The organism is Streptomyces sp. NPDC006487 (genome assembly GCF_042870555.1).
GTDB lineage: Bacteria > Actinomycetota > Actinomycetes > Streptomycetales > Streptomycetaceae > Streptomyces.
In genome coordinates this window covers 1-20,988 of sequence record NZ_JBIAHN010000024.1, presented here as the reverse complement: position 1 = coordinate 20,988, position 20,988 = coordinate 1, and the positions used below count along the sequence as shown (strand labels likewise).

Below are 20,988 nucleotides of genomic sequence, written 5' to 3'. Positions count from 1 at the left end.
GCTTTTCTGGGGCGGGCCGGCCGGGACGGCGGTCACCGGCCGGGCTGCGGGCTCGGCTGGGAGCCGGGCCGCGCACCGGATTCGTAGGTGACCGGGAGTCCGGCGGGGGCGGTTCCGGTGGGAGCGACCTGGAGGGTTTTGAGGGCGAACTCCATGACCTTCTTGTAGATGGGCCCGCAGATCTGGCCACCGAAGTAACTGCCCTTGGTGGGGTTCTGGATGGCGCAGTACACGGTGATGCGGGGATTGTCCGCGGGTGCGAAGCCCGCGAAGGAGGCGGTGTAGCCCTTGTAGCGGCCCGTGGCCGGATCCACCCGGTTGGAGGTGCCGGTCTTGCCGCCGACCCGGTAGCCGGGGATCCGGGCCCTGGTGCCGGTGCCCTCCTGGTCGTCGACCACCGACTCCAGCATTTCCGCGAGCGTCTTGGCGGTCTCCTTGCTGACCACCTGGTTCTTCGCGGGCGCCGGGGCCGGGGTGAAGCGGCCGTCGGGGCCCCTGGTGCCGCGCACCAGGGTCGGGGCGATGCGGACCCCGCCGTTGGCGATCGTCGAGTACACGGAGGCTGCCTGCATGGCGTTGAGGGACAGGCCCTGGCCGAAGGGGATCGTGTACTGCTGGGAAGTGGACCACTTCTCGGGCGGGGCGAGGATGCCGCGGGACTCGCCCGGGTAGTTCAGGCCGGTGGGCCGGCCGATGCCGAACTTGTCCAGGTACGAGAACAGGACCTTGTTGGCCTCGGGCTGCGTCGGGCCGAGCTGGCCGGTGGCCAGGATGGTGCCGATGTTGGAGGACTTGGCCAGGACCCCGTTGAGGGTCAGGTACCAGGTCGGGTGGTCGATGTCGTCCTTGAAGAGCCGGTCGCCGCGGTGCAGCCGGTTGGGGACCTCGACGTGGGTGTCGGGCTTGGCCTTCTTCTCCTCCAGGACGGCCGCCATCGACATCACCTTGGCGGTGGAGCCGGGCTCGTACACGTCCTGGAGCGCGGCGTTGCCCATGGCGGCGGAGCTGGCCCTGGACAGGTCGTTGGGGTCGAAACCGGGGGCGTTGGCCATGGCGAGGACCTCTCCGGTGCGGGTGTCCTGGACGATGACGTACCCGCGGTCGGCCTCCGACTTGGCGACCTGCTCGGTGATGGCGCTCTGCGCGGCCCACTGGATGTCGCGGTCGATGGTCAGCTCGATGTCCTCGCCGGGCACGGCGGGCTTCTCGCTGGAACCGGCGGTCGGCACGCGGCGGCCGCCCGACTGGGCGTACGTGAGCTCGCCGTCCTTGCCGGACAGCTTCTTGTCGAGGGAGGACTCCAGGCCGCCGCCGCCCTTGCCCTCGGCATTGACGTAACCCAGTATCCCGGCGGCGAGGTCGCCGTTCGGGTACACGCGCTTGCTGCTGTTCTCGTTGAACACGCCGGCCAGGACGTTGGCGCCGGGCCCGTTGTTGGCCTTGTCGGCGGACGCCTTCTCGGCGAAGACCTTCTTGAGGCCCTTGATCTGGTTCCAGACCTGGGGGGTCTGGCGGCGCGCGAGGACGACGTAGCGGGTGTTCTTCGTCTTCAGCCGCGCGGTGAGCTCCTTGGCGTCCTTGCCGAGGATCGGCGCGAGGAGGGCGGCCGCCTGCTCGGGGGCGTCGGGGGCCTTGCTCTCCTGCACGGTGAACATGTGCGGGTCGGCGGTGATGTCGTACGCGTCCACGCTGGTGGCGAGCGCCACGCCCTTGCGGTCGGTGATCTCCCCGCGCTCGGCGGCCAGGGTGTGGCTGGCGAAGCGGTTCTCGGAGGCCTTGGCGGAGTACGCGGACGCGTCGACCGCCTGCACCTGGAGGAGCCGTACGACGAACGCCAGCATCACCAGCGTCAGCCCGACGCTGACCAGCCGCAGGCGGGGCTTGGGGGCGCCGAGCCGGATCGTGTGCGGCTTCCTGGCGGGGGCGGGGCGGCGGGTGGCGGGCCTGGCGGCCGGCCGCGCCGAAGCCCGCGCCCGGTCCCCGCCGGGCCTGGGCCGCCCGGGCCCGGGCACCCGCCTGCGCGGCGGCTCCTGCGGGCTCACGCGGCGCTCCCCCGGGCGTGTGCGGAACCCGGCTGCGCCGAAGCCCCCGGGGCGCCGCCGCGGACCCCGCGGGGGTCCGCGGGCCGGCCCCCGGCGACGGCGCCGCGCGTCGCAACGGGTCCGGGGCGGAGCCCCGGGGAACGGTGGAAGGGCGGGTAGGGGACCAGCCCCGCAGGGGTACGCGTCACTACGTCACCGTCCAGGGGTCTGGGAGGGCTGAGCGGCTCCGCCCGACGGGGCGGCAGGGACCGGGGCGGCGGAGCCCGAGGGGGCAGGGGCCGGCGAGCCGGCCGGGCTCGGCACGGCCCCGCCGGGGGGCGCCGAACCGGACGGCACGGAGACGGCCGGCGGCGACGGGGGCGGGGGCTCGGCGGCCGGCGACGCGGCCCCGGCGACCTTCCCGTCGAGGCCGATGAAGACCGGGCTGCCACCGGGCACCAGACCCAGCTCGTGCGCCCGACGCTGCAACGCGTCCGGCGCCGAGTAGCCGTCCACGTCCCGCTGCAGCGCCTGTTCCTCGTCCGTGAGCGTGGTGGTCTCCCGCTTCAGCTTGCTCAGCTGGAAGGAGCCCTCGTTCAGCGCCGAGTTCAGCAGCAGCAGGCTGATCAGCCCGCCGCCGAGCAGCGCCACGACCAGCAGGACGAACGGGGTCCGTGCCGCCTGTCCGGCGACCGGTCCCCCCAGCACCCGCCCCAGGCGTTTCACAGCCGCGCCTCCCGGATGCGCTCCACCCCGCGGCAGCGGGCCGGCGCCGCACGCCGGTTCTCCGCGATCTCCTCCTCCGTCGGCAGTTCCGCGCCGCGCGTCAGGAGCTTCAGCTTCGGCTGGTACTTCTCCGGTACGACCGGCAGCCCGGGCGGGGCCGTCGAGGTCGCGCCCGCGGCGAAGACCTGCTTGACGAGGCGGTCCTCCAGCGACTGGTACGAGAGCACCACGATCCGGCCGCCGACCGCGATCCGGTCCACGGCCGCGGGGATGGCCCGCTCCAGTCCGGACAGCTCGCCGTTCACCTCGATGCGCAGGGCCTGGAAGGTCCGCTTGGCCGGGTTGCCGCCGGTCCTCTTCGCGGCCTGCGGCAGGGAGTCGCGGATCAGTTCGACGAGGCGGGCGCTGTTGGTGAAGGGATCCTTGTCCCGCTCGCGCACCACCGCGGACACGATCCGCTTGGCCTGCTTCTCCTCGCCGTACTGGCGCAGGATCCGGACCAGCTCGCCGGGGGCGTAGGTGTTGAGGACCTCGGCCGCGCTGATGCCCGTCGTCTGGTCCATCCGCATGTCGAGCGGGGCGTCCTGCGCGTAGGCGAAGCCGCGGTCGGCCTCGTCCAGCTGCATGGAGGAGACGCCGAGGTCGAAGAGGATGCCCTGCACGGTGGGGATGCGCAGGCCGTCCAGTACCTCGGCGAGGTCGGCGTAGATGGCGTGGACGAGGGTCACCCGGTCGCCGAAGGGCGCGAGGCGCTCCCCGGAGAGGCGCAGGGCTTCCTTGTCGCGGTCCAGGCCGATCAGGTGGACCTCGGGGAACCGGGTGAGCAGGGCCTCGCTGTGGCCGCCGAGGCCGAGGGTGCAGTCGACGACGACGGCCCCGGGCCTCTCCAGTGCCGGGGCCAACAGGTCCAGGCACCGCTGGAGCATCACCGGGACGTGTCGGGACTCGCTAGTCAAAGCGCCCTCTCAGATAACGGCGCGGCAGGCATACGCCGCGCCGCGCACGCGGAGTCTTACCAAAGGGCCGGGCGGCCGGTCAGGGCCGGGCTCCGGCCGGTTCGCGTCACTTTAGTGCAACGGTCGCCGCGGTCAACGAACCGCCCCGCGCGCCGTGCGACCCACTGCGACCGAAGCCGCACATGCCGCGAATCACCCGGATAGCCGCGTGCGCCTCACCCCTGTGGGTTAGCTCACAACAGGACCGGGTGCCCTTCTTTGTCCACCCTCACTCCATGCTCATACGGGCCGTGACCACTAACGTCGTATCCATGACGACTTCCGTACCCCTGCCCGCCGCCTCCGCGCCCAAGGCCGCCGAGGAGCCCTCCGTCACCGACCGCCTGGTCGACGCGAACCGCGCCTACGCCGCGAAGTTCGCCGACCCCGGCATGGACGCCCGCCCGGTTCTCCAGGTGGCCGTCGTGGCCTGTATGGACGCCCGCCTCGACCTGCACGCCGCCCTCGGCCTGGAGCTGGGCGACTGTCACACGATCCGCAACGCCGGCGGGGTGGTCACCGACGACACCATCCGCTCGCTCACCATCAGCCAGCGGGCGCTCGGCACCCGCACGGTGATACTCATCCACCACACCGGATGCGGTCTCGAAAGCCTGACCGAGGACTTCCGGCACGAGCTGGAGGACGAGGTCGGCCAGCGCCCCGCCTGGGCCGTCGAGGCCTTCCGCGACGTGGACCAGGACGTCCGCCAGTCCATGCAGCGGGTCCGCACGAACCCCTTCCTGCCCCACAAGGACGATGTGCGAGGCTTCGTCTTCGACGTGCACACCGGGCTCCTGCGGGAGATCGATCCCACCTCTTGAGTGACACCAGGGCCAAGCGCCGTCAAGAATGCGGGGAGACGTCACCCGGAAACACTTCCGGGCCGGTGATCGCGTCTCGACGTTTTTTGATTGCTCGCGGTTTCTGAGGTGTTTCGGGGTGGGCCGGTCATGCGCCATGGTGCGCCGGCCCTGGGAAAGGGTCGAGGAGAATCAGGTGACCACGTATGACGACCGAGCGAGCCTCGCGGATCTGACCAGCACGGCGCAGCAGGTGCGGGAATCGATCGAGAGCGTGATCGAAGGCAAGCCGGAAGTGGTCCGCCTCGCGCTGACCGTCCTGCTCGCCGAGGGCCACCTGCTGATCGAGGACGTTCCCGGCGTCGGCAAGACGATGCTGGCCAAGGCCCTCGCCAAGTCCATCGACTGCTCGGTCCAGCGGATCCAGTTCACGCCGGACCTGCTGCCCTCGGACATCACCGGCGTCAGCATCTACGACCAGCAGCGCCGGGAGTTCGAGTTCAAGCCGGGTGCGATCTTCGCCCAGATCGTCATCGGCGACGAGATCAACCGCGCCTCCCCCAAGACCCAGTCCGCGCTGCTGGAGTCGATGGAGGAGCGTCAGGTCACCATCGACGGCACCACCTACGTGCTGCCGAGCCCCTTCATGGTCGTCGCCACCCAGAACCCGGTGGAGATGGAAGGCACCTATCCCCTCCCCGAGGCCCAGCGCGACCGCTTCATGGCCCGGGTGTCGGTGGGCTACCCCAGCCCCGAGGCCGAGCTGCGGATGCTCGACGTGCACGGCGGGCTCTCCCCGCTCGACGATCTGACGGCCGTCGCGCACGCACACGACATCGGCAAGCTCATCGAAGCCGTCCGCGAGGTGTACGTGGCCCCGCCCGTGCGGCGCTACGTCGTCGACCTGGTCTCCGCCACCCGCAGCCACCCGGACCTGCGCCTGGGCGCCTCGCCCCGCGCCACCCTGCACCTGCTGCGGGCCGTGAAGGCCTCCGCCGCCCTGGCCGGGCGGGACTACGTCCTGCCCGACGACGTCCAGGCCCTGGCCGGACCGGTGCTCGCGCACCGGCTGCTGCCCACCGCGCAGGCCCAGCTGAGCCGGCGCACCGCCGAGCAGGTCGTCGCCGACATCCTCCAGCGCACCCCCGTACCGGCCGCCCCCTCGCGCGGCGAGATCCCGCCCGGCGCGGGCATCCGGGGCTTCTGATGAGCGCCGGCGCCCCGCACGGCGCGGGCGGCCGGGATCCGCAGTCCGCCGGGAGCACGGCCGGGCTGCGCGCGTCGCTGGCCGGGCTGACCACCCGCGGCCGGTCCTTCCTGGCCGCCGGGATCGCCGCCGGGCTGTGCGCGTACGTCCTCGGACAGTCCGAGCTGCTCCGGGTCGGGATGCTGCTCGCCGTCCTGCCGCTGCTCTGCGTCCTGGCCCTGCACCGCACCCGCCACCAGGTCTCCGGCACCCGCCGGCTGACCCCGATGCGGGTGCCCGCCGGCTCCGAGGCCCGGGTGCAGCTGCGGCTCGACAACTCCTCCCGGATGCCGACCGGGCTGCTGATGCTCCAGGACCGGGTGCCGTACGTGCTGGGGCCCCGGCCGCGCTTCGTCCTGGACCGGGTGGAGCCGGGCGGCCGCCGCGAGGTGTCGTACCGGGTCCGCTCCGATCTGCGCGGCCGCTACCCGCTGGGCCCCCTCCAGCTGCGCCTCACCGACCCCTTCGGGCTGGTCGAGCTGACCCGCTCCTTCTCCGCCTACGACACCCTCACCGTCATCCCGCGCACCGAGGCGCTGCCCGTGGTCCGCTTCGCCGGCGAGTCCTCCGGCTACGGAGACGGCAGCCGCCGCTCGCTGGCCCTGGCGGGCGAGGACGACGTGATCCCGCGCGGCTACCGGCGCGGCGACGACCTGCGCCGCGTGCACTGGCGCTCCACCGCCCGCTACGGCGAGCTGATGGTGCGCCGCGAGGAGCAGCCGCAGCGCAGCCGGGCCACCGTCATGCTGGACACCCGGCGCCTCGCGTACGAGGGCGCCGGCCCCGACTCCGCCTTCGAGTGGGCCGTCTCCGCCGCCGCGTCGGCCCTGGTGCACCTGCTGGAGCAGGGCTTCTCGGTGCGGCTGCTGACCGACACCGGGGACTGCGTGCCCCGCGAGGGCGGCGGCTTCACCTCCGGCGGGCAGGAGTCCGCGGAGGCGGCGGGGCTGCTGATGGACACCCTCGCGGTGGTCGGCCACTCCGACGGCGCGGGCCTCTCGCGGGCCTGCGACGCGGTACGGAGCAACGGCGCCGGCAGCGGCCTCGGCGGAGCGGGCGGGGACGGGCTCCTCATCGCCTTCTTCGGAGACCTGGACGACGTACAGACGGGACTGGCGGCCAAGATGTGCCGCCGCGGCGGAGGCGCCGTGGCCTTCGTACTGGATTCCGCGGACTGGTCCGGGCGTCCGCCGGGGCTGGCTTCGGTGATGTCCCAGGGGCTGCCCCCGCTGGATGAGCGCCTGGCCGGGCTGCGCGACGCGGGCTGGACGGCGCTGGCCGCCCCGCCCGGGGTGGCCTTCGGGGAGCTGTGGCGGCAGGCGGGCAACGCGCCGATCGGCACTGCGGGCGGTTCGGGTTCGGCGGGGGGCTGGGGATGAGCGGACGGGCGAGACTGACGGTCTTCGCGGCCCTGGCGACGCTGTTCACAGCCTGGTCGCTGAACCCGCTGGTGGAATCGGGCGGCTGGCTGCCGCAGGCGGCGCTGCTGCTGGCGCTGCAGAGCGCGGTGGGCGCGGGGGCGCGGCGGGTACCGCTGGCCCGGACGCTGACCGTGGCGGCGCAGGTCCTCGTATCGCTGCTGGCGCTGATGCTGGTGTTCGGCGGGAAGGTGCAGTCCGTCGCCGGCGACGGGTTGCTGGACTATCTCGTGACGGACTTCGGCGCGCTGTTCCGCCAGGGCGTGCAGGACGTGAACGAGTTCGCGATGCCGGCGCCGCTGACGGACGGGATCCGCCTGCTGCTGGTCTCCGGGGTGCTGCTGATCGGGCTGCTGGTCGACCTGCTGGCGGTGACCGTACGGACGGCCGCCGCGGCCGGGCTGCCCCTGCTCGCGCTGTACTCGGTGGCGGCGGGCCTTTCGGGCGCGGCCACCGGCTCCGGCGGCGCGTCCTGGTTCTCCTTCCTGCTGGCGGGTACCGGCTACCTCCTGCTCCTGCTGTCCGAGGGCCGCGACCGGCTCGCGCAGTGGGGGCGGGTCTTCGGTGCGGCTCCGCCGTCCTCACGCGGCAAGGTGGCGGCCGGATACTCCGGCGGCGCACAGGCACTCGCCCCGGTGCGCACCGGGCGCCGGATCGGCGCGGTCGCGCTGGGTCTGGCGCTGGCGGTGCCCGCGGTGCTGCCCTCCCTGGGCACCGGAGTGCTGGGCCCGGGCGGCGGCGTGGGCGAGGGCGAGGGCAACGGCCTCGGCCCCTCGATCCAGGCGGTCAACCCGCTGGTCTCCCTGCAGAGCAGCCTGAACACCCAGGACAACCGGGTGGTGCTGCGCTACCGCACGGACAGCCCCCAGCTCAGCGAGCAGTACCTGCGGATCCTGGCGCTGGACGAGTTCAACGGCATCAAGTGGGAGGCGTCGGGGCGGGCCCTGACGGACGTCCCGAAGCGGATGCCGAACCCGCCCGGGGTCAGCGACGGCGTGCTGAACGGCGCGACCGAGGTGCAGACCTTCATCTCCTCGGCGCAGACGTACGCGCAGCGCTACCTGCCGATGCCGTATCCGGCGACGGGGGTGGAAATCGCCGGGAAGTGGCGCTTCGAACCGGCCGGGCGGACGCTCGTCGGGGACCAGCTGGGCAAGGACAAGTTCCAGAACGCCCAGGGCGTGCAGTACTCGGTGCGCAGCCTGCTGCTGAACCCGACGGCGGAGCAGCTGCGCAGCGCGCCGGCCGCGAACCCCGAGATCGCGGCCGAGTACACGAAGGTTCCGGACAACCTGCCGGAGGTCGTCGTCCGCACGGCTCGCGAGGTGACCCGCGGCACGAAGGACGACTACTCGGCGGCGGTCAAACTCCAGGACTACTTCGCGGTGAGCGGCGGGTTCCGCTACGACACGAAGGTGTCCTCGGGCACGGGTTCGCAGGCCATCGCCAAGTTCCTCGCCGACAAGGAGGGCTTCTGCGTCCACTTCGCCTTCTCGATGGCCTCGATGGCGCGCACGCTCGGGATCCCGGCGCGGGTCGCGGTCGGGTTCACCCCCGGGGTGAAGCAGTCCGACGGCGTCGTCAACGTCTCGATGCGGGACGCGCACGCCTGGCCCGAGCTGTACTTCGAGGGCGTGGGCTGGACCCGCTTCGAGCCGACGCCCCGGTCGGGCATCACGGTGCCGGACTACAGCCGGCCCACCGCCCCGCAGACCCTGCCGAGCGCGCCGACCGCGGCCCCGTCCGCGAGTGCGGCGCAGCCTTCGGCCGGGCCCTCGACGGCGGACGACTGCCCCGCGGACCAGAAGAAGCTGGGCGAGTGCGGTCCGGCCGCGGCGCAGCGGAACACGGGCTCGGGCGGCGACGGCCCCTCGGCGGGCACCGTCCTGGCCTGGACGGCCGCCGGCGTCCTGCTGCTCGGCCTGCCGGTCCTCCCGTTCCTGTGGCGCCGCCGGCTGCGGGCGCGGCGGCTCGGCTCGGGGCAGGTCCTGGCCGCCTGGCGGGAGACGGGCGACGCTGCGTGGGACGTCGGGATCGCCCCGGACGAGGCGCTGTCCCCCCGGGGGGCGGCGGACCGGGTGGTGTCCCTGGGCCGGCTGGACGCGGAGGCGGCCGATGCCGTACGCCGGGTCGCGGGCGCGGTGGAGCGGGCGCTCTACGCTCCGCCGGGTGCGGAGCCCTCGTACGGGGAGCTGGCGCGGGACGTCCTGCTGGCCCGCACCGGACTCCTCGCGGGTGTGTCCCGCGTGGTCCGGCTGCGCGCGCTGTTCCTGCCCCCCTCGGGGGCGCGGGTCCTGTGGGCGGTCTCGTCCCGCTGGTCCGCCCTGACCGAGCGGCTCGCGGCCGCCCTGTCCCGGACCCTGTCCCGCATCCCCCTGCGCGGCCGCGGCTGACCCCCCGGGTCCCGGAGCCCTGCGTGAGCCGTCCCCCGACCGCGGCCGGGCTCCGTACGCGGAACACGAAAAGGGCCGGGGCCGGGGCTCGATCCCCCCGAGCCCCGGCCCCGGCCGTGTTCCCACCCCGTCGGCCTGAGAGACCCGGTCCGCACCTGCCGCCCCGTGTCGGCGGTGCGAGCCGGGTCCCTGTCCGTCGCCCCCAGTCTGGCGTGCCGACCACCCGCACCCCATCCGCGCAGGTACTCATTTCCGCGTCTAGGTACGGATACTCACCCGCCCCACCAGTTCTACGCGGCCCCACCGCCCCCGCGGCACCGCCGATCGGGGGGCACCGGACTCACCGGTCAGGCACGGCGGTCACCCGTCAGCGGTTCCCGCTCACCCGGCCCCGCAGCAGCAGCGACAGAGCCGAGTGCACGTCGTCCAGCGACCGTTCGCTCTGGAAGGACTGCCAGTCCAGGGCCGCCACCAGCACCATCCCCACCAGGGCCGCGGCCGTCAGCGGCACGTCGATCTCCGCGCTCAGCTCACCCCGTTCCACGCCTTCGCGGAGCACCGTCTCGACGACGGCCACGGCCTCGCGCCGGACGACCATCAGCGTGGACTGCCAGGTCCGGTTGGTGCGCCACAGTTCGGCGACGTAGAGCTGGGTGAAGGCGGGGTACCGGTCGATGAAGACCAGTCCGGCCCGGATCATCCCGTCGAGCGCCTCGACCCGGGTACCGCCCCTGGCCTCGGTGGATTCCGCCGCCGTCCGCAGGGACTCGGTCAGGAGTCCGACGCCGTGCCGCAGCAGCTCCTCGAAGAGGTCGTTCTTGCTGGCGAAGTTGTAGTAGACGGTTCCCTTCGCCACGCCCGCCCGCTCGGCGATCTCGTCGACCGTGGTCGCGGAGAAGCCCTGCTCCGCTATGAGGGTGACGGCCGCTTCGTAGAGCTTCTGCCGTGTGGCCTGGCGGCGGCCGCCGCCCCCGGCCGTACCGGTGCTGCTGCTTTCCATGGCGCTGATTCTCACAGGTCACCCTGTCCCTTCGGGCTACAGGCTCAGTTCCGGGCGCAGCCGGTCCATCGTCCACACCTGCTTGCCGCGGGCGGCGAGTGCGGTGAGCGCGAGGGCGCCGGCCGTGAAGGCGGTGAGGACCAGGCAGCCCTGCCAGACCGGGGCGAGGTCGCCGCCGGTGATGAGCCGGCGCAGGCTCTCGACCACGTACGACATGGGCAGGTAGGGGTGGATGGCGTTGAAGAAGCCGGGGCTGGTCTGAACGGGGTAGGTGCCGCCCGCCGAGGTCAGCTGGAGCATCAGGACGGCCAGCACCAGGATCCGGCCGGCCGCGCCGAACTTGGCGTTGAGCCACTGGACGATCGCGGCGAAGCAGGCGGTGACCAGCATCAGGAAGCCGACGGTGAGCGCCGGCCGGGCCATCTGCAGGCCGAGTCCCCAGTGCAGTACGGACATCAGTGCCCCCACCTGCGCGGCGCCGATCCCGGCCACGGGCAGCCAGCCCGCGAAGGCGATCCGCCAGGGCGAGGCTCCGGCGGCGAGGGCCCGCCGGTTCAGGGGTGCGATCAGCATGTAGGCGACCATCGCGCCGACCCAGAGGGAGAGCGGGATGAAGTACGGGGCGAAGCCGGTGCCGTAGTTGGGCGCCTTGTGCAGGGACTGGTTGGCGAGCCGCACCGGGTCGGCCATGACCTCGGTCCGGGCGTCGCGCTGCTGCTGGTCGTAGGCCGGGATCCGGCCCGCGCCGTCGTGCAGGCCGCCGGCGAGTTCGCCGTTGCCGTCGACGAGCTTGACCAGGCCGCCGTCGAGGTCGTGCGCACCGGAGCCGAGCTTGCCGACGCCCGTGCCGAGTTCGCCGGAGCCCTTGGTGGCGGAGCCGATGCCGGTGTGCAGCCGGACCATGCCGGCGGAGACCTTGTGGGCACCGTCGTTGAGGGCGTTGACCCGGGTGACCGCCGCTTCGAGGTCCGCGGAGAGGCCCGGGGCCTTCGTGGCGAGGAGGCGGGCTTCGCGCTCCAGGTCGGCGAGCTGCTTGTGGAGGGTGGCGAGGTCGCCGTTCGCGTTCTTGACCAGGGTGTCGACGTCACCGGCGAGTTCGGCGGCTTCGGCCGCGTCGTCCTTGAGCTTCTTCAGCTGCGGGCAGGTTTCGGGGAGGGGCTTGGCGCCGGTGGTGCAGGTCTTCGCATAGACCTCGGCCGCGCCGGTGGAGACGCGCTGGGTGACGGTGGCGGCGGCCGGGGCCGCCTTGGCGAAGGCTTCGAGGTGATTGTCGACGACCTTGGCGGTGTCCGCGACGAGTTCGGCGCTGTCCGCGAGGCCCTTGGGGTCCTTGAGGAAGGGACGGGCCTTGTCGGCGATGCCACCGACCTTGTCGGCGAGCGCCTGGGTGCCGGCCGCGACGTCCTTCGTACCCGTTTCCAGCTGTCCGGCGGCCTCGTTCAGCTTCTTCAGTCCGCCGGTGAGCTCGCCGTTCTTCTCCTTCGCCGTGTCCAGGCCGTTGGCGAGGTCCTTGGCTCCCTTCTGCGCCTTGCCCGCCCCGTCCGTGAGCTTGTCGGCTCCGTCGGCGGCCTCGGCGGTCTTCTCGTGGAGGTCCGAGAAGTTCACGAAGATCTTGTCGAGGAAACCGCGGGAGGCGTTGGTGGACGCCGCCGAGCGGACCTCGGAGAAGACGGTGCGCGAGATCGAGCCGACGATGTAGTTGTTCGCGTCGTTGGTGCGGACCTGGAGGGCTCCGGTGGCGGGGTCCTCGCCGGAACTGGAGGCGATCTTCGCGCTGAAGTCGGCGGGCATGGTGAGGGAGAGGTAGTACGTGCCGTCCTCCAGCCCCTCGGCCGCCTCCTCGGCGCTCACCTCGCGCCAGTCGAAGGTCTTGCTGTCGTGCAGCTTGCGGGTGATCTCGCCGCCGGCGTCGATCTGCTTCCCGTCGACGGTGGCGCCCCGGTCGGAGTTGACGAGGGCGACCGGCACCTTGTCGAGGCGGCTGTACGGGTCCCAGAAGGACCAGAGGTACAGGGCTCCGTAGAGCAGCGGCAGCAGGAGCAGCGCGACGAGGGCGGCCCGGGGCAGCTTCCCCCGCCCGAACCGCTTCAGCTCAAGCGCGGCCAGCTTCGGCGAGCGCATCGTCGTCCCCCTTCGTGTCGTGCGGGTCGTGGGCGGCGGCCGTGACGCCGGTGTCCGCGTCGGCGCCGGTGTCAGTGCTGGTGTCGGTGTCAGTGCTGGTGCCGGCCTCAGCGTCGGAGCCGGTGTCAGCGTCGGAGCCGGCGTTGCCGTCGGAGTCGTGCGGGGCGGTGGCCTCGGCGCCCCAGGTGACCTCGGAGTCCATGGGCCGGGGCACCACGGCGGAACCCCCGGCCGGGTCGGCGGTGGGTTCCGCAGGCGGGTCGGCGGGTTCCGCGGCCGGGGCGGTGGCGGCGGCCTCGGGGCCGGTGCGCAGGACCGTCGCGTCGGACGGGGCCTCGCTGCACACCGCGAGGACCGTGGTCCCGCGGGCGGCGAGGGAGCGCAGCAGGTCCCAGGCCTCGGCGCGCTCGGCGTCCGAAAGCTTCAGGTCCAGGTCGTCCACGGCCAGCAGGCGCGGCGAGCCGAGCAGCGCGATGGCCACCGACAGGCGTACGGATTCCAGCCGTTCCAGGTCCCGCACGGAGGTGCGCGGACCCTTCGGCAGGGCGGCGACGTCCAGTCCGGCGGCGCCCAGCGCGGCGTCGATCCGGGCCGCGGTGGAGGCGCGACGCTCCCCGCGCGGGCGGAGCAGGGCGCGGACGGGGCCGTCGTAGCGGCGCTGGAGGAGTGCCCCCTCGCGCAGTTGCTCGGCGACGCTGAGGGCCTGGTCGAGGTCGTTGACCCCGGGTACCGGGCCGAGGGCGGCGATGCGGCGGACCGCGGCCATCTTCTTCGGCAGCCGGTGGCGGCCGATCTCGGCGTGGCCCTCGGTGGGCTTCATACGGCCGGTGAGGGCGAGGAGCAGGCAGGTCCGCCCGCTTCCGGAGGGGCCTTCGACGGCGATGAGCGAGCCGGGCGCCGCGTCGATGCCGACGCCCCGGAACACCCATCCGCGCGGGCCCTTCATTCCGAAGTCCTCGGCCTTGACGGCCGCGCCGTGCGGGCTGTCCACACCCTCCCCCTTCTTTTGAACTGACCAGTCAGTTCAAAAACTAGCATCCCCTGCCGCACCCGCTGTGCAGGGGGCGGCAGTTGTCCGGACACGACTCCGGGCCTGGGGACGAAACCGCAGGTCAGCGCGATTGTCAGTGGGAGCCGTCACGATGGGGACACGCAAGAACGGCTCAAAACGTAGGAGCTACACCAGGCAGCGCGAAGCGCACGCAACGACAGGAGGTTCGTCATGGCCACACCGTCCCCGTCCCCTGTCCACCCCGTCCCCCGGAAGTCGGCGGCACCCCCCGCCGCCCTCGACCTGCTCGCCAAGGCCCACGAAGGCCTGGCCGAAGCCGCCCGGCTGACCCGGCCCAACGAGCGGTACGCCACCGCCCATCTCGCCGCGCTGCGCGCCGCCGCGGCCGTGCTCGCCGCGCGCGGGCGGCCCGAGCCGGTACATCCGCGGCGCAGGCCGCGGATCCGCAGTGCGTGGGAGGTGCTCCCGGAGATAGCGCCCGAACTGACCGAGTGGAGCGCGCTCTTCGCCTCCGGCGCGGCCCGCCGGGCACGGGCGGAGGCCGGCATAGCGGGAGCGGCCACCGGCCGGGACGCGGACGATCTGGTGCGTGCCGTAGCGATGTTCCTGCGCTTGGTGGAGCGGATGCTCTCGCTCCGCCCGCCGGCGCCGACCGGCCCGGCCCAGGGCTTGCCGCTGCCGCGGACGGAGCGTCCGGACGCGGGATGACCTGCCCGGCAGTCAGAGGCAATAGGGTGGGCAGCGACCGCTCACCCAACGTGCCGAGGAGCCATCAGCCGTGTCGGACACTTCCCGCCCCCGCGCCTCCCTCCGCACCGCCGTGGTGTGGGAGGTCCTCAAGGAGGCGCTCGACCGCCGGGTGAAGGCGACCGGGCGGGACGTGCTGGACGTGCTCGACACGGGTGGCGGTACCGGCAAGTTCGCCGTGCCGGTGGCCCACCTCGGCCACCGGGTCACCGTGGTCGACCCCAGCCCCAACGCGCTGTTCGGTCTGGAGCGCCGGGTCGCCGAAGCCGGCGTGGCCGATCTGGTCCGCGGGGTGCAGGGCGATGCCCAGGGTCTGCTCGATGTCGTCGAGCGCGATTCCTACGACGTGGTGATCTGCCACGGCGTGCTGGAGTACGTGGACGACCCGGCCGAGGGCGTGGCCAACGCGGTGGCCGCCCTGCGGCCCGGCGGCATCCTCAGCCTGCTCGGCGCCGGACTCGGCGGGGCCGTCCTGGCCCGCGCCCTGGCCGGGCACTTCACGGAAGCCCGTACGGCCCTGACCGACCCGGCCGGCCGCTGGGGCGCGGGCGATCCGGTACCGCGCCGCTTCACCGCCGAGCAGCTCTCCGCCCTGGTTTCCGAGGCCGGTCTGGCCGTGGGCTCGGTGCACGGGGTCCGGATCTTCGCCGACCTCGTCCCGGGCGTCCTGGTCGACACCGAGCCGGGCGCCGTCGAGGCCCTGCTGCGCCTGGAAGAGGCCGCCGCCGAGCTCCCCGCGTTCCACGCGGTCGCCACGCAGCTGCACGTTCTCGGCGAGAAGCCCGCCTGATCTGCGCAGCTTGCGGGAACGCGGTGCGCCACTCACCCTCCGAACCGGCCTCGTGACCCGTATGATCGGGGTCAGCGCCCGGCATGCCGAGCGGACCTCTGGGGAATAACGCCCTCAGTGGGCCGTTCAAGTCGGCGCCGAGCATTCCCCAAGCGGTACTTTTTACGGGCAGTGTTTTTTTAGAACGTGGCGTAGAGGGCGGGTATCACGGGGGCGATTCCCCGCCTATCCTGAAGGGGACCCCTGGTCGCTACCCCCCGCGACCGACGGATGAGGAGGACTCCCGTGCCGCTCTCGGAGCACGAGCAGCGAATGCTCGAGCAGATGGAGCGAGCGCTGTACGCCGAAGATCCCAAATTCGCTACAGCGCTTGAGGGAAGCGGACTGCGCACGTACACCCGGCGACGGGTCTACCAGGCAGTCGCAGGCATTGTGGTGGGTATCGCGCTCCTCATGACCGGTGTGATCGTGCCGAACGTACTGTGGATCAGCGTGGTGGGATTCCTCGTCATGCTGGGCTGTACGGTGCTCGTGGTCACCGGTTGGCGCAAGGCACCCAAGCCTGGTGAGCAGCCCGCCTCCGGTAGTGCAGGCGGTTCGCCCCAAGGGCAGAACCGGCAGCGTCGGTCGATGATGACCCGTATCGAGGAGCGGTGGCAGCGCCGCCGTGACGAACAGGGGCAGTAGGCCCTACAGACGGACTCGGGTGAGGGGACGGCCGCCGGAAGGCGGCCGTCCCCTCACTGCTGTGCGTCCGCCCGATTCCGCGATTCCGCGCCGGATCCCGGATGCTGGGACATGATGATCAGATGAGTGTGCTCCCCCTGGTCTTCACCAGTGGCTGGGCCAGTGGGATCAACGCCTACGCCGTGGTCCTGCTGCTCGGCATCTTCGGCAGGACCGGACTGACCGACGAGGTCCCCGCGTCCCTGCAACGCACCGACGTGCTGATCGTGGCGGCAGCCCTCTTCCTCTGTGAGGCGGTCGCCGACAAGATCCCGTACGTGGACTCCCTCTGGGACACCGTCCACACCGTGATCCGCCCCGTGTCCGGAGCGGTGGTCGGCGCGCTGCTGGCCGGGCAGAGCGGCTCGCTCTCCGACATCACGGCCGGCGCGGTCGGCGGCTCCACCGCCCTGGCCAGTCATTTCGTCAAGGCCGGCACGCGCATGGCGATCAACACCTCGCCCGAGCCGTTCAGCAACGTCGTCATGAGCACCGCCGAGGACCTCGGCGTGGGCGGGATCGTCACCTTCGCGATGTTCAATCCCGAGGCCGCCGCGATCATCTGCGCCGTCCTGCTGATCACCGGACTCGCCCTGCTGATCTACCTCTGGGCCAAGATCCGCCGCTACCTGCGCCGCCGCGCCCAGCGCCGCGAGGAGAAGAGACTCGCCGCCGAGGTGGCCCGCGTCGCTCGATAGGCTCAGCGGCATGGCACGAATTGCGGTGATCGGCGCCGGGATGGGCGCGATGGCGACGGCGGCACGGCTGGCCGTGGCCGGACATCAGGTGACGGTGTACGAGCGCGGGACGACCTACGGCGGAGCCGTCGGACGGTACGCCCGCGACGGCTTCGTCTTCGACACCGGCCCCGGGCTGGTGCACCTGCCCGCCGTCTACCGCGATCTGTTCGTCAAGACCGGCAAGCGCCCGCTGGAGGAGTGTGCGGAGCTGGTCCAGATCGACCCCGCCGTCCGCTACCTCCTCCCGGACGGCCGTACGCTCACCTTCCCCGGCGGCTCGCACGGTGGCGCCGCCGCCGCCGTCGACGCGGCCTTCGGGCCCGGCTCCGGGGACCGCTGGAGCGCCGTCCTGGGCCGTGCCCGGGACGCCTGGGACGCCACCCGCCGGCCGCTCCTGGAGGAGCCGCTGCAGCAGGACCGGTCGGCGCTGGGCCGCGATCCGTACCCCGCGCTGCGCGGGAGCGGACTGCTGCGCCGCCGGCCGCCGACCCTGGCCGAGGTCGCCGCCCGCGAGCTCGGCGGCGGCGGCTTCGACGAGCTGCTCACCTCCCGCGTACGGGCGTACGGGGTCGATCCGGCGACCGCGCCCGCCTCGGCCGCGGTGCTGCCCTACATGGAGCAGACCTTCGGCAGCTGGTACGTGCGCGGCGGGATCCGGGAACTGGCCACCGCCGTGTACGAGCGGTGCCTGGAGAGGAAGGTCGCCTTCGAGTTCGGCGCCGAGGTGCGGGAGGTCCTGGTGCGCGAGGGCCGGGCGGCCGGGCTGGTGACGGCCGACGGCACCGAGGTCGCGGCCGACCACGTGGTCTGCGCGGTCGACCCCGGCCGGCTGAGGATCCCGCTCCCCCCGGACCCCGCGTCCGTCCGTACGGCGGAGCCCGCCCGCTGGTACACCCTGTTCGCCGCGCTGCGCGGAGCCCGCGAGGCCGACGCCGCGCACCGCACGCTCCTGGGCCCGGTGACCGTACTGCGCCCCGACGACCCCGCCACCCGGCCGGACGCCGAGCACGAGGCGGTCACCGTGCACGCCGTACTGACCGGGGCGTCGGGGCCCGATCCGTCCGCCGAGGAGCTGCTGACGGCGGTCGCGCGGGCCGTCCCCGGGCTGCGGGAGCGGCTGCTGTGGCACGAGCTGCGCACCCCGGCCGACGTCGAGGCGGCCACGGGTTCGGTGGACGGCCGGGTCCCCGCGCCCGCGCTGGCCGGGTCCGGGGGCCGGCTGCTGCACCCGGCGAACGCCACCGCCGTGCCCGGGCTGTACCTGGCAGGCGGCTGGGCGCACCCGGGCGGCGGGCTGGCGCACGCCGGAATGACGGGGGCCCTGGTGGCCGGGCTGATCGTGGAGGGCGCGGACTTCCGCGGCTCGCGGTAGGCAAGGTCCGGAAGGGGCTGTCCCGAAGGGACTGTCCGGAAGGGACGGCCTAGTAGCGGTACTGCTCGTACTCGCCCGTGCCCTGGTACGGGTACGGGTACGGCTGCTGCTGCGGGTCCTCGGCCGGGTAGGGCTGGTTCGCGTCGCGCTGCTGCGGGACCCAGACACCGCCGGGCGGGGTGTCCATGGAGTACTGCTCCTGCTGCCCGGTCGCGTACGGGTCCGCGGCGTAGGGGTCCGGGGCGTAGGGGTCCGGGGCGTAGCCGCCGTAAGGGGCCGCGTAGCCGTACGGCTGCTGCGGGGCGACGGCCCCGCCGGTGCCGATGTACGGGTCCGAGTAGGCGGCGTAGACCTGCTGCTCGCCGGGGGCCTGATAGCCGGTGGTGTAGTCGTAGCCGCCCTGGCTCTGCGGGTCGTAGTACGCCGCGTACTGGTGGGCGTCCTGCTCGGCCGGGACGAACGGGGAGGCGAAGGCGGTGGTCTCGCCGGGCGCCCCGTACGAGGCGGCCGTGTCCGCCGGCTGCGCGGAGTGGTACTCCTGGACCTGTTCGCGCACGGCCCCCGCGGTGAACAGGCCGGACTCCTCGTCGGAGTCCTCGTCCTCGGCCGCGTCGGTCCCGTACTCCAGGGCCGTCACCTCCAGGGCCGGCTCCGGACGCGGTCCGCCCCCGGACCGGCGGCGCCGGCTCTGCGGGAGCTCGGGCTCGGGGGCCTTGCCCCGGCGCAGCGCCCAGCCCGAAACGAAGCCCTTGCGGAAGGAGAGGGTCACCAGCGTCTGGCCGATCGCGAACGCGACGGCGCCGGCCCCGATGACGAGCACCGAGGGCAGCACGACACCGGCGACCACGCCGACGAACCCGGCGAAGGCGAGCAGGCGCCAGCGCAGCCGGGCCTTGTACTGCATCAGGACCTCGGCAAGCAGCCACAGCGCGACGAAACCGAACGCGATGTAGAGGACCGTCATTCCCATGCGGGGCCCCTCTCGGTACGGCCGCCCGCGCGGGGAACGGGGCCGGCCGGTCAGGCCCGCTGGTGCAGGCCCAAGTTCTCGTAGATCTCCAGCGTCGCCGTGGAATTGTTCAGCGTGATGAAGTGCAGCCCCGGGACACCCTCGGACAGCAGCCGCGCGCAGAACTCCGTGGCGAACTCGATGCCAATGGAGCGTACAGCGGCCGCGTCGTCCTTGACCGCGAGCATGCGCTCTTTCACGGCCGCGGGGAAGATTGCGTTGCTGAGTTGCGGGAGGCGGTCGAGCTGCTTGATGTTCACAACAGGCATGACCTCGGGGATGATCGGGGTGTCGCAGCCCGCCTTCGCGACGCTGTCGCGCATCCGGAGATAGTGCTCCGGATCGAAGAACATCTGGGTGATCGCATAGTCGGCGCCCGCGCGGCACTTGTCCACGAAGTGCCGGATGTCCGTGTCCCAGTCCGTGGAGCGCGGGTGCATCTCGGGGAAGGCGGCGACGCCGACGCAGAAGTCGCCGGACTCCTTGACCAGCCGGACCAGGTCGGCCGCGTAGTGCACGCCCTCGGGGTGCGGCACCCACTCGCCCATGGGATTGCCCGGCGGGTCTCCGCGCACGACGAGCATGTTGCGGATGCCCGCGTCGGCGAACTGTCCGATGACGTTGCGCAGCTCGGCGATCGAGTGGTCGACGGCGGTGAGGTGCGCGACCGGGGTCAGGGTGGTGTCCGCGGCGATCTGCTCCGTGGCCCGGACGGTCCCGCCGCGGGTGGAGCCGCCGGCCCCGTAGGTGACGGAGACGAAGCTCGGGGCCACGGCCTCGACCCGGCGCAGCGCGTTCCAGAGGTTGCGCTCGCCCTTCTCCGTCTTGGGAGCCCAGAACTCGAAGGAGTACGAGCGCCCGGACGCGATGAGGTCGCGGACCGTGTGTGCACGGTCCGACCAGGTGGAAGAGGTACCAAGGGCCATACCGGGAGGTTAGACGCGGTCCGGTGTCCATCGAAGCGCTGTCCACGGACTGGACGCGGAAATGAGACGCCCGGCGGTGACGCGGTGCGGGCGGCCGGGCCGCCCCGGATCCGCTAGCCGAGCCGGGCGCGGACCCGCTTGGCGAGGTCGGCGGCGGCGGCGCCGGGGTCGGAGGCCTCGGTGAGGGCCCGTACGACCACGACGCGGGAGGCACCCGCGTCCAGTACTTCGTCCAGATTCCCCGCGTCGATCCCGCCGATGGCGAACCACGGCCGGTCCTGGACGAGGGAGGCCGCGTGCCGGACGAGGCCGAGGCCGGGGGCGAACCGGCCGGGCTTGGTGGGGGTGGGCCAGCAGGGGCCGGTGCAGAAGTAGTCCACGCCGGGCTCGGCGGCGGCCGCGTCGACCTCCGCCTCCGAGTGGCAGGAGCGTCCGATGAGGACCTCCCGGCCCAGGATGGCGCGGGCGGCGGGCACCGGGATGTCGCCCTGCCCGAGGTGCAGCACGTCCGAGCCGATGGCGTGCGCGACGTCGGCCCGGTCGTTGACGGCGAGCAGCTTGCCGTGGCGGCGGGCCGCCTCGGCGAAGACCTGGAGGTGCTCCAGCTCCTCGCCCGCCTCCATGCCCTTGTCGCGGAGCTGGACGATGTCCACCCCGCCGGCAAGGACGGCGTCCAGGAACTCGGGGAGGTCGCCCTGCCGCTTGCGGGCGTCCGTGCACAGGTAGAGCCGGGCATCGGACAGCTGGGTGGCGATGGCGGACATGGGTACCCCCGGGTGGTGTGTCGAACGAACGTACGTACGCGGTGTGGGGGGCCCCCCCCCGGCCCCCCCCCCCCCCAACCCGCGGCGGGGGGGGGGCGGGGGCGCGCCCCCCCACCCCGCCCGAAACCACCCACCCCCGAAACGCGCCCATACCACCCCCGGGGGGGCGGCGCGGGGGA

Annotated in this window: 18 protein-coding genes; 9 read left to right on the top strand and 9 right to left on the bottom strand. The window is 73.0% G+C overall.

The features are described 5' to 3' along the window. Positions 1–32: 32 nt before the first annotated feature. The 3 genes from ACFYM0_RS34010 to rsmH all read right to left on the bottom strand — a co-directional run bounded on the left by ACFYM0_RS34010 (position 33) and on the right by rsmH (position 3,673). Entirely contained in the window at positions 33–2,042 is a 2,010-nt protein-coding gene (locus ACFYM0_RS34010; RefSeq protein ID WP_388508417.1) for a peptidoglycan D,D-transpeptidase FtsI family protein, read from the bottom strand. A 192-nt stretch (positions 2,043–2,234) separates the two neighbouring features. Further along, positions 2,235–2,747 carry a hypothetical protein gene (locus ACFYM0_RS34005; RefSeq protein WP_388508414.1) on the bottom strand — a complete coding sequence of 171 codons (513 nt, stop codon included), beginning with the start codon at positions 2,745–2,747 and terminating at the stop codon, positions 2,235–2,237. Then, entirely contained in the window at positions 2,744–3,673 is a 930-nt protein-coding gene (gene rsmH / locus ACFYM0_RS34000; protein WP_388508589.1) for a 16S rRNA (cytosine(1402)-N(4))-methyltransferase RsmH, read from the bottom strand. Before rsmH ends, ACFYM0_RS34005 begins: the two co-directional genes overlap by 4 nt. A gap of 305 nt (positions 3,674–3,978) precedes the next feature. Between rsmH and ACFYM0_RS33995 the strand changes: the two genes are divergently transcribed. The 4 genes from ACFYM0_RS33995 to ACFYM0_RS33980 all read left to right on the top strand — a co-directional run bounded on the left by ACFYM0_RS33995 (position 3,979) and on the right by ACFYM0_RS33980 (position 9,602). Then, positions 3,979–4,566: a beta-class carbonic anhydrase gene (locus tag ACFYM0_RS33995; RefSeq protein WP_388508412.1), complete on the top strand. Its 588-nt coding sequence runs from the start codon at positions 3,979–3,981 to the stop codon at positions 4,564–4,566. Between the two features lie 175 nt (positions 4,567–4,741). Further along, positions 4,742–5,752, top strand: coding sequence for a MoxR family ATPase (locus tag ACFYM0_RS33990; RefSeq protein ID WP_327252315.1), 1,011 nt, complete (start codon positions 4,742–4,744; stop codon positions 5,750–5,752). Continuing rightward, positions 5,752–7,170: a DUF58 domain-containing protein gene (locus ACFYM0_RS33985; RefSeq protein ID WP_388508409.1), complete on the top strand. Its 1,419-nt coding sequence runs from the start codon at positions 5,752–5,754 to the stop codon at positions 7,168–7,170. Before ACFYM0_RS33990 ends, ACFYM0_RS33985 begins: the two co-directional genes overlap by 1 nt. After that, a complete protein-coding gene (locus tag ACFYM0_RS33980) occupies positions 7,167–9,602 on the top strand; it encodes a transglutaminaseTgpA domain-containing protein (protein ID WP_388508407.1) in 2,436 nt (811 codons plus the stop codon). Before ACFYM0_RS33985 ends, ACFYM0_RS33980 begins: the two co-directional genes overlap by 4 nt. A gap of 367 nt (positions 9,603–9,969) precedes the next feature. Here the strand turns inward: ACFYM0_RS33980 and ACFYM0_RS33975 are convergent, their stop codons facing one another. From ACFYM0_RS33975 to ACFYM0_RS33965, 3 genes are read right to left on the bottom strand one after another with little or no spacing between them, the layout of a single operon-like run. Continuing rightward, a complete protein-coding gene (locus tag ACFYM0_RS33975) occupies positions 9,970–10,617 on the bottom strand; it encodes a TetR/AcrR family transcriptional regulator (protein WP_388508404.1) in 648 nt (215 codons plus the stop codon). 21 nt (positions 10,618–10,638) lie between these two features. After that, complete coding sequence (locus ACFYM0_RS33970) at positions 10,639–12,723, bottom strand: YhgE/Pip family protein (RefSeq protein WP_388508402.1); 2,085 nt, start codon at positions 12,721–12,723, stop codon at positions 10,639–10,641. Next, on the bottom strand, positions 12,695–13,714 hold the full coding sequence (locus tag ACFYM0_RS33965) for an ATP-binding cassette domain-containing protein (protein ID WP_388508399.1): 1,020 nt from the start codon (positions 13,712–13,714) through the stop codon (positions 12,695–12,697). Before ACFYM0_RS33965 ends, ACFYM0_RS33970 begins: the two co-directional genes overlap by 29 nt. 231 nt (positions 13,715–13,945) lie before the next feature. Between ACFYM0_RS33965 and ACFYM0_RS33960 the strand changes: the two genes are divergently transcribed. From ACFYM0_RS33960 to ACFYM0_RS33940, 5 genes are all read left to right on the top strand, one after another. Next, the gene (locus ACFYM0_RS33960) at positions 13,946–14,443 is read left to right on the top strand and encodes an SAV_6107 family HEPN domain-containing protein (protein WP_388508397.1); all 498 of its coding nucleotides are present in this window, start codon (positions 13,946–13,948) and stop codon (positions 14,441–14,443) included. 70 nt (positions 14,444–14,513) lie between these two features. Further along, entirely contained in the window at positions 14,514–15,272 is a 759-nt protein-coding gene (locus ACFYM0_RS33955; protein ID WP_327252322.1) for a methyltransferase, read from the top strand. Between the two features lie 285 nt (positions 15,273–15,557). Beyond that, a complete protein-coding gene (locus tag ACFYM0_RS33950; RefSeq protein ID WP_266909422.1) occupies positions 15,558–15,959 on the top strand; it encodes a DUF3040 domain-containing protein in 402 nt (133 codons plus the stop codon). Between the two features lie 122 nt (positions 15,960–16,081). Then, complete coding sequence (locus ACFYM0_RS33945; RefSeq protein WP_388508393.1) at positions 16,082–16,696, top strand: DUF4126 domain-containing protein; 615 nt, start codon at positions 16,082–16,084, stop codon at positions 16,694–16,696. Between the two features lie 10 nt (positions 16,697–16,706). Next, a complete protein-coding gene (locus tag ACFYM0_RS33940) occupies positions 16,707–18,110 on the top strand; it encodes a phytoene desaturase family protein (protein WP_388508391.1) in 1,404 nt (467 codons plus the stop codon). Positions 18,111–18,159: 49 nt separating this feature from the next. Here ACFYM0_RS33940 and ACFYM0_RS33935 read toward each other — a convergent pair whose 3' ends face one another. The 3 genes from ACFYM0_RS33935 to thiE form a co-directional block, all read right to left on the bottom strand. After that, positions 18,160–19,080, bottom strand: coding sequence for a hypothetical protein (locus ACFYM0_RS33935; protein ID WP_388508388.1), 921 nt, complete (start codon positions 19,078–19,080; stop codon positions 18,160–18,162). Between the two features lie 50 nt (positions 19,081–19,130). Continuing rightward, the gene (metF, locus tag ACFYM0_RS33930) at positions 19,131–20,045 is read right to left on the bottom strand and encodes a methylenetetrahydrofolate reductase [NAD(P)H] (protein ID WP_388508385.1); all 915 of its coding nucleotides are present in this window, start codon (positions 20,043–20,045) and stop codon (positions 19,131–19,133) included. Between the two features lie 113 nt (positions 20,046–20,158). Continuing rightward, positions 20,159–20,809 carry a thiamine phosphate synthase gene (gene thiE, locus ACFYM0_RS33925; protein WP_388508382.1) on the bottom strand — a complete coding sequence of 217 codons (651 nt, stop codon included), beginning with the start codon at positions 20,807–20,809 and terminating at the stop codon, positions 20,159–20,161. Positions 20,810–20,988 lie beyond the last annotated feature (179 nt).